Below are 12,437 nucleotides of genomic sequence, written 5' to 3'. Positions count from 1 at the left end.
CACCGCACGGTCGGACCGGAGGTGAGGCGATGCGGGTCCTGGTGGTCGAGGACGAGCGGCGGCTGGCCGCCGGGATCAGGGCCGGCCTCGAGGCCGAGGGGTTCGCCGTCGACGTCGCCCACTCCGGCGTCGACGGGCTCTGGGCGGCGGCCGAGCATCCGTACGACGCGATCGTGCTCGACCTGCTGCTGCCCGGCCTCAACGGCTACCAGGTGTGCGCCCGGCTGCGCGAGCGGGGCGTGTGGACGCCGATCCTGGTGCTCACCGCGAAGGACGGCGAGTGGGACGAGGTCGAGGCGCTCGACACCGGCGCCGACGACTACCTCACCAAGCCGTTCTCGCACCACGTGCTGGTGGCCCGGCTGCGCGCGCTGCTCCGCCGTGACCTGCGGGAACGGCCGGTGGTCCTGGCGGCGGGCGACCTGCGGGCCGATCCGGGGTCGCGGCGGGCCTGGCGCGGCGACCACGAGGTGGAGCTGACCGCGCGCGAGTTCTCCGTGCTGGAGTTCCTGTTGCGTCGCCGCGGCGAGGTGCTGTCGAAGACGGAGATCCTGCGGCACGTGTGGGACGAGGCGTTCGACGGCGACCCGAACATCGTCGAGGTCTACGTCGGTCACCTGCGCACCAAGCTGGACCGCCCGTTCGGGCGGCGGGGGATCGAGACGGTGCGCGGGGCCGGCTACCGGATGGCCGCCGATGGCGGCTGAGGGCGGTCGCCGGGGCTCGGTCCGGCTGCGGACGACGGCCGGGGCCGTGCTGATCGCCGGGCTGGCACTGCTGCTGGGCGGCGTCGCGCTGGTCGTCGTCATGCGCTCGACGCTGCTGGAGCAGGTGGCCGACGCCGCGCAGTCGCGGGCCGCGTCGGTGGACGCCGCCGATCCGCGGCTGACCGGCACCGACGACGACGGCTTCGTGCAGGTGCTCGACGGTGATCGGCGGGTCGTCGCCGCGACGGCGAACGTGGCCGGCGCGCCCGCCGTCGACGTCCGGCCGGGGGAGACGGCGCGGGTGGACGTCGTCCACGGCGAGGACATGCTGGCCGTCGCGGTGCGGTCCGGCGACCGGACGGTCGTGGCCGGCCAGTCCGCCGACGACGTCGCCGAGGCGACCGGCGTGGTGACCCGGCTGCTCGGGTTCGGGCTGCCCGCGCTGCTCGCCGTGGTGGCGGTCACGACCTGGTGGACGACCGGCCGGGCGCTGGCGCCGGTCGAGGCGGTCCGGGCCGAGGTGGACGAGATCTCGGCCGCGCAGTTGCACCGGCGCGTGCCCGGCGGCCGCGGCGACGACGAGATCGCCCGGCTGGCCCGCACCATGAACGCGATGCTGGACCGGCTGGAGGAGGCGCAGACCCGGCAGCGCGAGTTCGTCTCCGACGCGTCGCACGAGCTGCGCTCGCCGGTGGCGTCGATCCGCCAGCACGCCGAGGTCGCGTTGGCGCACCCGGACCGCACCACCGTGCCGGAGCTGGCCGCCACCGTGCTGGCCGAGGACCTGCGGGTGCAGCGGCTGGTCGAAGACCTGCTGGTGCTGGCCCGCGCCGACGAGCAGCTGCTGCGCCTGGCCGCGCACCCCGTCGACCTCGACGACCTCGTGCTCGAGGAGGCCGTGCGGCTGCGGGCGGCCGGCGTCACCGTCGACACGACCGGCGTGGCCGCCGCGCGGGCGACCGGCGACGCGGCGGCCCTGCGCCGGGTGCTGCGCAACCTCGGCGACAACGCGGCCCGGCACGCGTCCGCCGTCGTCGCCCTGTCGTCCGCGACGCGCGACGGCGCCGCCGTCCTGGCCGTCGAGGACGACGGCCCCGGCATCGCGCCGGCCGACCGGGAGCGCGTCCTGCGCCGCTTCGTCCGCCTCGACGAGGCCCGCGACCGCGACGCCGGTGGCGCCGGCCTGGGCCTGGCCATCGTCGACGAGCTGGTCCACGCGCACGGCGGCACGGTCGAGGTGACGGAGCGCGCGGGCGGCGGCGCCCGGCTCGTCGTCCACCTCCCCGCTGGGTGATCGCCGCGTTCAGCGCCGGTTCAGCACCGCCGATGCACGCTCGTGCCATGAAGAACACAAAGGCATGGATCGGGACCGCCGCACTGGTGGCGGCCGGAGGGATCGCCACCATCGGCGCGGCGGCCGGCGGGGACGACGACGGCGGCGAACGGCCCATCACCGGAGACGCCCTGGACCGCGCCGCCGCGGCGGCGCTGGAGCACACCGGCGGCGGCGCCGTCACCGCGACCGAGCTCGGCGACGAGGAGGGCTACTACGAGGTCGAGGTCACCCTCGACGACGGCACCCAGGTCGACGTCCACCTCGACCGGGACTTCGCCGTGCTGGGCGACGAGTCCGACGGCGCCGGCGACACCGAGGACTGACGGTGCGCGCGGCGGCCGGGCTTGCGATCGCCGTGGCCGGCGCGCTGCTGGCCGGCTGCGGCGACGACGGCGGCGCGACCACGCGGCGGGTCGACACCGCGACGCCGTCGTTCGCCGGCCGGAGCGCCGTCACCAACCCGCTGTTCCCCGTGCGACCCGGCGATCAGACGATCCAGCTGGGTCAGGAGGAGGGCGAGCCGCTGCGGGTCGAGGTGACCACGCTGCCGCGGACGCGGACGATCAGCTGGAACGGCCGGCGGATCGAGGCCGTCGTGTCGCAGTACGTCGCCTACCGGTCCGGCCGCGTCGTCGAGATCGCGCTGGACTACTACGCGCAGGACGACGCCGGCGGGGTCTGGTACCTCGGCGAGGACGTCGACAACTACGAGGACGGGGTGGTCGCCGACCACGAGGGCAGCTGGCTGGCCGGCCGCGACGGACCCGGTGGGCTGATCATGCCGGCCGACCCTCGCGAGGGTGACGTGTTCCGGCCGGAGAACATCCCGGACCTGGTGTTCGAGGAGGTCACGATCCAGGATGACGACGTCACCGCCGACGGCCCGCGCGGGCCGGTGCCGGGCGCCGTCGCCACCGAGGAGCACCTCATGGACGGCACCGTCGAGCACAAGGTGTTCGCGCCCGGGTACGGGGAGTTCCGCGCCGAGGCGCCGGACGAGCTGGTCCAGGTCGCCCTCGCCGTGCCCACGGACGCGGCGCCGGGCCCGGTCCCGCTGCTGCTCGAACAGCTTGCCGACGGCGCCGCGCGGGTCTTCGACGACCCCGCCGCGGCCGCCGTCCGGGCGGACGCGATGGCCGCCGCCTGGCGCTCCCGGCCCGAAGGCGACGCGTCGCCGCCCGTACTGGTCGCTGAACTGGGCGACGCGCTCGACCGGCTGACGGGGGCCGCGACGGCCGGCGACCCGGACGCCGTCCGGCAGGCGGCCGTCGACACCGCGACCGCCGTGCTCGACCTCACCCTCGTCCACCGCCCGCCGGCCGAGGTCGACGGCGCGCGGCTGGACGTCGTCGCGCGGCAGCTGGAGATCGACACCGCGGCCGGTGACCTGGCCGGGCAGCGGTCGGACGCGGCGATCCTCGTGGCCCTGCGCGACCGTGGCGCCGCCACGCGCTGAGCGAACGTGCGTCGCGGCCGGGCGGGTGCGGTACTACGCTCCGCTTCATGTCCGACGCGACCCGAGACGGCCAGGACGCGCTCATTCCGCAGATCCGGATCATGCGGCGGTCCGGCCAGGAGCAGCGGGCGACGTTCTTCGAGCTGTTCTTCGACCTCGTCTACGTCTTCGCCGTCACCCAGCTCTCGCACCACCTGCTGGCCACGCACCTGAGCTGGACGGGGGCGGCCGAGACGGCGTTCATGCTGGTGGCGGTCTACTGGGCGTGGAACTACACGACCTGGATGGCGAACTGGTTCGACCCAGAGACGGTGCCGGTGCGGCTGGTGCTGACGTTCGTCATGCTGGCCAGCCTGCTGATGGCGGTGGCCATCCCGGACGGCTTCGGCGATCTCGCGCTGCTGTTCGCCTGCACCTACTCCGGCCTGCAGATCGGCCGCAACCTCTTCGTCGTCCTCGCGACGCCGCCCGGGCTGTTCCACCAGAACTTCCGCCAGATCCTCGCCTGGTCCGTCCTCTCCGCGCCGTTGTGGGTGGCCGGCGGCCTGATCGAGGATGCCCGCTGGCCGCTCTGGCTGGCCGCGCTGGCGCTCGACCTCGCCGGCCCGCTGGCCCGCTACTGGCTCCCCGGCGCCGGCGCCACGCCGATGAGCCAGTGGTCGATCGACGGGCACCACTTCGCCGAGCGGTTCCAGCTGTTCATCATCATCGCGCTGGGCGAGAGCATCGTGCTCACCGGTGTGACGGCGTCGAACGGGGAGATGAACGCCGAGACCGGCCTGGCCCTGGGCCTGTCGTTCCTCGGCTCGGTGGCGCTGTGGTGGCTGTACTTCTCCGGCGCGTCGCCGGTCATCGCGCGCCGCATCGGGAGCAGCAGCAGCGAGGACGTCGGCGCGCTCGGCCGCGACATCTACACCTACCTGCACGTGCCGATCGTCGCCGGAATCGTGCTGATGGCTGTCGGCGACGAGCTGGTGGTCGCCCACCCCGACTACGACATGGAGACGGTCGGGGCGCTGGCCGTCCTCGGCGGACCGGCGCTGTTCCTCCTCGGCCTGGCGGCCTGCGGCGTCCGGGTCAAGCACCCGGTCGGCTGGCCGGCGATCGTCGCGGTGGTCGTCCTGCTCGCGGGCGTTCCGGTCATGGCCGGGCAGAGCGGCCTCGTGACGGCGGCGTTCTCGCTCGTGGTGCTGGGCACGCTGGCGGTCGTCGAGCACCGTCGCGCGGTGCGGGCGTCGTCAGACCCGGACTGAGGCGAAACGTCGCGCGGACGCCGTGCCGCCGTCGTCCGCGGTTCACCGGCCGGTCCGGCGACGGTGCGAATACTCGACGAGCCCCTGCACGCTCGTCGAGAGGATCAGTCATGGCTCTGCGGACACTGCGCCGGACGGTGTCGGCCGCCGGCGCGATCGCGCTGCTCACCGGCCTGGCGGCGGTGCAAGCCGGCGCCGACGAGGAGGACCCGCGGATCGAGCAGTACCGCCAGGCGCTGGCGGCCCTGCGTCCGCTGACCGACCCGCCGGCCTGCGACCAGGTGGCCGAGCCGGCCCGCTGGGTCGACGCCGGCGCCCCCGACCAGGGCTCGGCCGATGCCGTCATCTCCGCCCACCGTGGCGCGCTGACGCTGGCGCCGGAGAACACGCTGGACTCCTACGCCTACGCGTTCGCCTACGGCGTCGACCTGGTCGAGGTCGACATCCAGCAGACGAAGGACGGCCGGTTCGTCGCGCTGCACGACTCCACCGTCGACCGCACCACGAACGGCACCGGCAACATCGCCGACCTCACCTACGACGAGGTCCGCGCTCTCAACGCGGCTGACTACGAGCCGTGGAAGGGCACGGCCTACGACCCCGCCCAGGTCGCCTCGCTGGAGGAGGTCCTCGAGCTCGCGCAGCAGGCCGGCAAGGGCCTCGAGCTGGACATCAAGGGGTCGGTCACCGAGGAGGGCGAGCTGGCCGAGCTGGTCGGCGAGTACGGCCTGATCGAGGAGTCGATCTTCAACTCCGGCGACGCGCGCATCTTCATGGCCGAGCCGGCCGCCCGGCTCATCTACAACCGGGACCGGTGGGAGCCCAACTTCCTCATCTACGAGATCGCCGGGATCTTCAAGGTGTTCGGCTCGCGGCTGGACGAGTACACGCCGGAGTCGATCGCGGCCGCGCATGACAACTGCGCGATCGTCATGCCGCACGCCTACGACGCCGGCCCGGAGCAGGAGGTCGCGCAGTTCCTGCAGGCCCGCGCGATGGGCGCCGACGGCGTGCAGACCAACCAGCCGGAGCTCATCGTCGCGGCCGCCGGCGAGGCCGTCGACTCCGCGATCGAGGTCGGCCGGAGCGAGCGCGGCCGCATCGACGAGATCTGCCTGGTCAACGCGGACAACGGGTTCGGCTTCCCGGGCAAGCCGGTGCGGTTCGAGCGCGGCGACAAGTCCGCCGAGGTGACCTCCGGCCGCGGCGGCTGCGTGGCGGTGCCGGACGGTCACTGGCTGGGCGCGCGGGTGACGTTCGGCGGCGACGGCGCCGTGCACGCTTCTGCGGCGCGGCTCGTCCCGTAGGCGGAGCGGGTGGCGCCGTCAGCCCTTGACGGCGCCACCCAGCCCGGCGCCGCGCAGGAACAGCCGCTGGAACACCAGGAAGATCACGATCGGCAGCGCCATCGAGATCAGCAGCGCGGCCAGGAAGACGTCCAGCTCGACGGTGTCGCGGATCAGCGGCAGCCGCACCGACAGCGGCTGCAGCGTCGGCTCCGGCAGCACGATCTGCGGCCAGAGGAAGTCCTTCCACGCGTTGAGGAACGCGAAGATCGACACGACGCCGAGGATCGGCTTCGACATCGGCAGCACCACCGACCACAGCATCCGCAGCGGGCCGGCGCCGTCCATCCGGGCCGCCTCGTAGACGTCGCGGGGCAGGCCGTCCATGAACCGCTTCACCAGCAGCACGTTGAACGCGTTGGCGCCGGCGGGCAGCCACACCGCCCAGTACGTGTTCAGCAGCGACGCGCTCACCACCGGCAGGTCGAGCACGGTCAGGAACAGCGGCACCAGCACGACGACACCGGGGATGAACAGCGTGGCCAGCACGGCCGCCGTCACCGCCGGCGCGTAGCGCGGCCGCAGCACCGACAGCACGTAGCCGCCGGTCGTCGCGATCAGCAACTGCACGAACCAGGAGCCCAGCGCCACCCACACGGTGTTGGCGAAGTAGTGGCTGATCTGCGCCTGGTTCCACGCCGTCGACAGGTTCGCCCAGTCCACGCCGCTGGGCCAGAACGCCATCGGCGTGCGCAGCGTGTCCTGCGTCGTGCTGATCGACGCCCGGGCCAGCCAGAGGATCGGGCCCAGGCTGGCGACGGCCAGCGCCACCAGCACCAGCCCCTGTGCGGCGCGCAGGCTCCAGCGGGTGCCGGTGCGGGCGCGATCGAAGCCGGACAGGATGCTTCGTTCGCTCACGTCGTGCTCCAGGACCGGGTGAGCCGGAAGTAGACGGCGGACAGGACCGCGAGGAACAGCGCCAGCAGCACCGACAGCGCCGTCGCCGCGCCGTAGTCGCCGAAGCGGAACGCATAGTTGTAGATCTGCAGCAGCACCGTGACCGTGGCGTTCTGCGGGCCGCCGTTGGTCATCAGGTATGGCTCGGTGAACACCTGGAACGTGGCGATGACCTGCAGGATCAACGTGATCAGCAGGATGGCGCGCAGCTGCGGCAGCGTCACGTGCCAGATCTTGCGCCACAGGCCGGCGCCGTCGACCTCGGCCGCGTCATACAGGTCGCCGCGCACGGCCGTCAGTGCCGCCAGGTAGATGAGCACCGTCGCGCCGGCGTTGGCCCAGGTCGCCTGCAGCACCAGCGACGGCATCGCCGACGACGCGTCCTGGATCCAGCTGAACGGGCCGAGCCCGGCCCAGCCGAGGATCGTGTTGAACACGCCGGTCTGGCTCGCGTCGTAGAAGAACCGCCAGAGCAGCACGGCCACCACCGGCGGCACGACGACCGGCAGGTAGGCCAGCGCGCTGTAGAGGCCGCGGCCGCGGCGCAGCTCGCTCATCACGACGGCCAGCACCAGCGGCACCGGGTAGCCGAACAGCAGGGCGAGCCCGGTGAAGTAGAACGTGTTGCGCACCGACGTCCAGAACAGCGGGTCCTCCAGGACGCGGCGGAAGTTGTCCAGGCCGACCCACGCCGGGTCGGTGACCAGGTTGGTCTCCTGGAAGCTCATGACGACGGCGCGGCCGATGGGGAACCAGGCGAAGTAGCCGAACACCAGCAGCAGTGGCAGCAGGAGCAGCAGCGTGCTCAGCCCGCCGCCACGGACCCAGCGCAGGGTCGCGTTCACCTCGGTTCTCCCATCGACGGCGCCGTCGCCCCGGGTGTCAGCCGGCCTCGACGAACGAGCTGACGTTGTCGTTCGCCGTCTGGAGCAGCGCGGCGATGTCGGCGTTCTCGTCGGTCAGCACCGCCTGCACGACGGCGTCCAGCTCGGCGTAGAGGTCCTGGGCGCGCACGGGCGGTTCCGGCACCAGCGGCTGGTCCAGGATCGCGTCCTTGAACGGCATCATCTGCGCCAGCGGGACGTTGACCAGGTCGGCCACCCACGCGTCGGACTCGGCCAGCTGCTCGGCGCCGAAGATCGGCAGCGCCGGCGTGCCCAGCGGCGCGTCCGTCGCGACCAGCGCCTCGGCGTCGGCCAGCGCCGCCTCCTGCTGGGTCAGCTTGCTCATGTAGAAGAAGTCGATCCACTTGACGGCGGCCTCGCGCTCGGCGTCGCTGGCGTCGGGCCGGACCCCGACGATCGTCCCGCCGCCGAGCACGCCGGCGTCGGGCCCGTCCAGCGGCAGCACCGTCAGCCCGTAGCTGTCCGGGTCGATGCTGTTCTCCGTCACCAGGCTGTTGTAGACGTCCGAGCCGCCGATGTACATGCCGACCTGGCCGGCGGCGAACGCCTGGTTGATCGTGCCCCAGTCGAACAGGAAGTTGTCGCCCATGGAGTCGTCCTCCCAGCGCAGCTGGCGCAGCAGCTCCAGCGCCCGCTGGGTGCCCTCGTTGTCCAGTGTCGCGGTGACGTCGTCGCCGGAGCCGTCCTCCATCCGGCCGCCGAGCGCATAGGTGAGCGTGGTGAGGATCCAGCCGCCGGTGTTGTTCTGGCTCATCTGGGCGAAGCCGGCCTGGCCGGTGGCCTCGGCGATCGCGTCGGCGTACTCGCGCACCTCGTCCCAGCTCGTCGGCGGCGCGTCCGGGTCCAGGCCGGCCTGCTCGAACAGGGCGCGGTTGTAGTGCAGGCCCATGCCGTACGCGGCGGTCGGCACGGCGTAGATGGCGCCGGCGTCGTCCTGCGCGACCTGCAGCACGCTGGGGTTGAACGCGTCGGCGTAGGGGAGCGCCTCCACCTCGGCGGTGATGTCGGCCAGCTGGCCGCGCTCGATCATCGCCTGGCCGTCGGTGAACGGGAACTCGAACGTCGTCGGCAGCGTGCCGCCGGCGAGCTGGGCGGCGAACGTCGTCACGTCCCACTCGTACTCGCTGGGCTCGATGGTGATCCCGGGATTGGCGGCCTCGAACTCCTCGACCCGGGCGAGGAACGCCTCGCGGGTCGCGGCCTCCGTCGCCGGCGGCAGGTTGCTCACGCTGATGGTGACGCCGTCGCCGCCCTCGCCGTCGCCGCCGCCGTCGGCGGCCGGGTCGTCGTCGGACCCGCAGGCGGCCGTCAGGCTCAGCGCCATCGCCGCCGCGGCCACGGTGGCCAGGTGTCTGCGTGTGCTGCTCATCTCGTGCTCCATCCGTTGTCTGTGGTCGGCAGGCGTAGCCAGACGGCGGCATCGGAGCCGAGCCGGCCGTCGTCGAGGTCCGCGCTGGCGAGCAGGACCTCCTCATGTGCGGGCAGGTCGACGGGGTCCGCCGACAGGTTGACGACGCAGGCGACGTCGTCGCGCCGGAAGGCGAGCACGTCCGCCGGGGTGTCGAGCCAGGTCAGCGCGCCGTCGCCGAGGGCAGGTTCGGCCCTGCGCAGCCGCAGTGCGGCCCGGTAGAGGCTGAGGGTCGAGGCGGGGTCGTTCTGCTGCGCGTCGACCGTCAGGTCCGCCCAGGTCGCGGGCTGGGGGAGCCAGGTGTCGGCGGTCGCGCTGAACCCGTACGGCGGCGCGGCGCCGCTCCACGGGACCGGGACCCGGGAGCCGTCGCGGCCGGGGTCGACGCCGCCGGAGCGGAAGTGCATGGGGTCCTGGATGCGGCCGGGCTCGATGTCCTCGACCTCCGGCAGGCCCAGCTCCTCGCCCTGGTAGACGTACGCGGAGCCGGGCAGCGCGAGCATCAGCAGCGCCGCCGCCCGGGCCCGCCGGAGACCGAGCGTCAGGTCCGACGCGGTGCCGGCCCGCTTGGTCTCGAACGCGAACGACGAGTCCGCGCGCCCGTACCGCGTCACCGGCCGGGTGACGTCGTGGTTGGACAGCACCCAGGTCGCGGGCGCGCCGACCCGCTCGTGGAAGTACAGGCTCTGCTCGATGCTGCGCCGGAGCCGGTCCGGCTCCCACGGGCAGGCGAGGAAGTCGAAGTTGAAGACGGTGTGCAGCTCGCCCGGGCGCAGGTAGCGGGCCAGCCGCTCCAGGTCGGGCAGCCAGATCTCGCCGATCAGCGCGCGCGGCTCGGCGTAGCTGTCGGCCAGCCGGCGCCAGCTGCGGTAGATGTCGTGCACCTCGTCGCGGTCGGTGTGCACGTGCTGGCCGGGCGCGTGGTCGGGGTCGACGTCGGGGAGGTCGGCGTGCTTGGCCAGCAGCCCGGCCGAGTCGATGCGGACGCCGGCGGCGCCGCGGTCGAACCAGAACCGCAGGATCTGCTCGTGCTCGTGCCAGACCAGTGGGTGGGTCCAGTTGAGGTCGGGCTGCTCAGGGGCGAAGAGGTGCAGGTACCACTCGCCGGGCGTGCCGTCGGCGTTCTTGGTGCGGGTCCAGGCCGGGCCGCCGAAGATCGAGCTCCAGTCGTTCGGCGGCTCCGCGCCGCCGGGGCCGCGGCCGGGCCGGAACCAGAACCGCTGCCGGGCCGGCGACCCGGGCGGCGCGTCGAGTGCGGCCCGGAACCAGGCGTGCTGGTCGGACACGTGGTTCGGGACGATGTCGACGATGGTGCGCAGGCCCAGCTGCTTCGCTTCGGCGATGAGCTGCTCGGCCTGTTCGAGCGTCCCGTAGGCGGGGTCGATGTCCCGGTAGTCGGCCACGTCGTAGCCGCCGTCGGCCATCGGCGACGGGTACCACGGGCTGAACCAGATGGCGTCGACGCCGAGGTCGGCGAGGTAGCGCAGCCTGTCCCGGACACCGGCCAGGTCGCCGGTGCCGTCGCCGTTCCCGTCGGCGAAGCTGCGCACGTAGACCTGGTAGATGACGGCGCTGCGCCACCACGCGTTCTCCATGGCGTCACCGTAACGATGGCGACAACGTCACGCAAGAGTTAAACAAGAAGACGCAACAACACGATTACGTTACGTCCTACTGCCGTGGCGGCGGTGCCGTGGACCCCCTGACCACCAGCTCCGGCTCGAACAGCAGCTCGTCGGACTCCACCTCGTGCCCGTTGATCAGGCCCACCAGCAGGTCGACGGAGATCTTGCCCATCGCCTCGATCGGCTGGCGCACCGTGGTCAGCGGCGGCTCGGTGCAGTTCATCAGCGCCGAGTCGTCGTAGCCGACGACGGAGAGGTCGTCCGGGACGCGCAGGCCGGCGCGCTTGGCGGCGCGGATGGCGCCCAGGGCCATGGGGTCGCTGCCGCAGATGACGGCGGTGACGCCGCGGCGCAGCAGGCGGGTGGCGGCGGCCTGGCCGCCCTCGAGGGAGTGCATGGAGTGCTCGACGTGGTCGTCGGGCAGTTCCAGGCCGGCTGCCGCCAGCCGGGTGTGCGCGGCGGCCAGCTTCCGCTGCGACGGCACGTGGTCCGGCGGTCCCAGGATCAGGCCGATCCTGCGGTGCCCCAGCGACAGCAGATGCCCCGCCGCCTGCTCCGTCGCCACCGCGTCGTCGCAGCTCACCCGCGGGAACGGCAGCTCGTCGATGCCCGCGTTGACCATGACGGTGGGCAGCTTGCGCTCGATCAGCCGGGCGTAGTGGTCGTGTGCCCCGTTGCGGCCGCTGTACAGGCCGCCGGCGAACAGCACGCCGGACACCCGCTGCTGGAACAGCAGCTCGATGTAGTCCGCCTCGGTCACGCCGCCCACCGTCTGCGTGCACAGCACCGGCGTCAGTCCCTGCTGCGCCAGCGACCCGCCCACGACGTCGGCGAACGCGGGGAAGATGGGGTTCTGCAGCTCCGGCAGGACCAGCCCGACCAGCCGCGCGCGCTCGCCCCGCAGCTTCGTCGGCCGCTCGTACCCCAGCACGTCGAGCGCCGTGAGGATCGCCTCGCGGGTCGCCGCCGACACCCCCGGGCGTCCGTTGAGCACGCGGCTCACGGTCGCCTCGCTCACGCCGACCTTCGCCGCCACCTCAGTCAGTCGTCCAGCCATGGCTGCAAGCATACGACAGGATCTTGCAAGAAGTTTGCGCGAGTTCTCTGACGAGTTGGCTTGAGGACGGCGAACGTTGGCCGTCCCCCTGCTGCCCATTTTCTTAGCCGTGCCGACGCGCCTCAAGTCCGGCGGCTCCTGCTGGTTGCTGTTGGGTTGTGGCTGGGGCCGTCGTACTTGACCCGCGTCGTCCCGGCCAAGAACGGGCAGCTATCAGGGGGACGGGGGAGTGTGGGCACGCCGTACCGGTGTCGGCCCACGTTCGCCGGTTCGCTGGCCTCCTTGTGGATTCCCATGATCATCAACCTTTTGCGCCGCTATGGAGCCTGTTGCGTTTTGGCTCGGTGTGGCGTCTGGCCTGGTTGATCGTGGTTTGAGAGGGTGGCGGTCGTGGCGAAGGAGTACCGGTCGGTGGATCGTGACCAGGCGTTTTTGTTGCCGCCGTCG

At 72.7% G+C, this 12,437-nt stretch carries 11 protein-coding genes; 6 read left to right on the top strand and 5 right to left on the bottom strand.

Going from position 1 to position 12,437, the window contains the following annotated elements; all coding sequences use genetic code 11:
• Positions 1 to 29: 29 nt before the first annotated feature.
• The 6 genes from C1I92_RS16610 to C1I92_RS16585 all read left to right on the top strand — a co-directional run bounded on the left by C1I92_RS16610 (position 30) and on the right by C1I92_RS16585 (position 6,059).
• Positions 30 to 707 carry a response regulator transcription factor gene (locus C1I92_RS16610; RefSeq protein WP_111255767.1) on the top strand — a complete coding sequence of 226 codons (678 nt, stop codon included), beginning with the start codon at positions 30 to 32 and terminating at the stop codon, positions 705 to 707.
• Positions 697 to 2,001 (top strand): sensor histidine kinase, encoded by a 1,305-nt coding sequence (locus C1I92_RS16605; protein ID WP_111255766.1) that lies wholly within the window; start codon positions 697 to 699, stop codon positions 1,999 to 2,001. The genes C1I92_RS16610 and C1I92_RS16605 overlap by 11 nt, the downstream gene beginning before the upstream one ends.
• A 47-nt stretch (positions 2,002 to 2,048) precedes the next feature.
• Entirely contained in the window at positions 2,049 to 2,366 is a 318-nt protein-coding gene (locus C1I92_RS16600; protein ID WP_111255765.1) for a PepSY domain-containing protein, read from the top strand.
• A gap of 2 nt (positions 2,367 to 2,368) precedes the next feature.
• The gene (locus tag C1I92_RS16595) at positions 2,369 to 3,499 is read left to right on the top strand and encodes a hypothetical protein (protein WP_111255764.1); all 1,131 of its coding nucleotides are present in this window, start codon (positions 2,369 to 2,371) and stop codon (positions 3,497 to 3,499) included.
• A gap of 47 nt (positions 3,500 to 3,546) precedes the next feature.
• A complete protein-coding gene (locus tag C1I92_RS16590) occupies positions 3,547 to 4,752 on the top strand; it encodes a low temperature requirement protein A (RefSeq protein WP_111255763.1) in 1,206 nt (401 codons plus the stop codon).
• Between the two features lie 110 nt (positions 4,753 to 4,862).
• Positions 4,863 to 6,059 carry a glycerophosphodiester phosphodiesterase gene (locus C1I92_RS16585; protein WP_111255762.1) on the top strand — a complete coding sequence of 399 codons (1,197 nt, stop codon included), beginning with the start codon at positions 4,863 to 4,865 and terminating at the stop codon, positions 6,057 to 6,059.
• Positions 6,060 to 6,077: 18 nt separating this feature from the next.
• Here the strand turns inward: C1I92_RS16585 and C1I92_RS16580 are convergent, their stop codons facing one another.
• The 5 genes from C1I92_RS16580 to C1I92_RS16560 form a co-directional block, all read right to left on the bottom strand.
• Positions 6,078 to 6,968 carry a carbohydrate ABC transporter permease gene (locus tag C1I92_RS16580; RefSeq protein ID WP_438940533.1) on the bottom strand — a complete coding sequence of 297 codons (891 nt, stop codon included), beginning with the start codon at positions 6,966 to 6,968 and terminating at the stop codon, positions 6,078 to 6,080.
• On the bottom strand, positions 6,953 to 7,840 hold the full coding sequence (locus tag C1I92_RS16575; protein ID WP_111255760.1) for a carbohydrate ABC transporter permease: 888 nt from the start codon (positions 7,838 to 7,840) through the stop codon (positions 6,953 to 6,955). The genes C1I92_RS16580 and C1I92_RS16575 overlap by 16 nt, the downstream gene beginning before the upstream one ends.
• A gap of 37 nt (positions 7,841 to 7,877) precedes the next feature.
• Positions 7,878 to 9,269 (bottom strand): ABC transporter substrate-binding protein, encoded by a 1,392-nt coding sequence (locus C1I92_RS16570; RefSeq protein WP_111255790.1) that lies wholly within the window; start codon positions 9,267 to 9,269, stop codon positions 7,878 to 7,880.
• Positions 9,266 to 10,903: a glycoside hydrolase family 13 protein gene (locus C1I92_RS16565; RefSeq protein WP_111255759.1), complete on the bottom strand. Its 1,638-nt coding sequence runs from the start codon at positions 10,901 to 10,903 to the stop codon at positions 9,266 to 9,268. Before C1I92_RS16565 ends, C1I92_RS16570 begins: the two co-directional genes overlap by 4 nt.
• Positions 10,904 to 10,979: 76 nt before the next feature.
• Positions 10,980 to 11,990: a LacI family DNA-binding transcriptional regulator gene (locus tag C1I92_RS16560; RefSeq protein ID WP_111255758.1), complete on the bottom strand. Its 1,011-nt coding sequence runs from the start codon at positions 11,988 to 11,990 to the stop codon at positions 10,980 to 10,982.
• Between the last annotated feature and the right edge of the window lie 447 nt (positions 11,991 to 12,437).

Source organism: Jiangella anatolica, assembly GCF_003236295.1.
Lineage (GTDB): Bacteria > Actinomycetota > Actinomycetes > Jiangellales > Jiangellaceae > Jiangella > Jiangella anatolica.
Note: the sequence above shows the minus strand (reverse complement) of the source record. Positions and strands in the feature narration are given on the sequence as shown.

What these genes read in the sequence shown, in the direction of transcription:
- C1I92_RS16610 (WP_111255767.1), top strand. Translation starts at nt 30, where the DNA reads ATGCGGGTCCTGGTGGTCGAGGACGAGCGGCGGCTGGCCGCCGGGATC.
- C1I92_RS16605 (WP_111255766.1), top strand. Translation starts at nt 697, where the DNA reads ATGGCGGCTGAGGGCGGTCGCCGGGGCTCGGTCCGGCTGCGGACGACG.
- C1I92_RS16600 (WP_111255765.1), top strand. Translation starts at nt 2,049, where the DNA reads ATGAAGAACACAAAGGCATGGATCGGGACCGCCGCACTGGTGGCGGCC.
- C1I92_RS16590 (WP_111255763.1), top strand. Translation starts at nt 3,547, where the DNA reads ATGTCCGACGCGACCCGAGACGGCCAGGACGCGCTCATTCCGCAGATC.
- C1I92_RS16585 (WP_111255762.1), top strand. Translation starts at nt 4,863, where the DNA reads ATGGCTCTGCGGACACTGCGCCGGACGGTGTCGGCCGCCGGCGCGATC.
- C1I92_RS16570 (WP_111255790.1), bottom strand. Translation starts at nt 9,269, where the DNA reads ATGAGCAGCACACGCAGACACCTGGCCACCGTGGCCGCGGCGGCGATG.
- C1I92_RS16565 (WP_111255759.1), bottom strand. Translation starts at nt 10,903, where the DNA reads ATGGAGAACGCGTGGTGGCGCAGCGCCGTCATCTACCAGGTCTACGTG.
- C1I92_RS16560 (WP_111255758.1), bottom strand. Translation starts at nt 11,990, where the DNA reads ATGGCTGGACGACTGACTGAGGTGGCGGCGAAGGTCGGCGTGAGCGAG.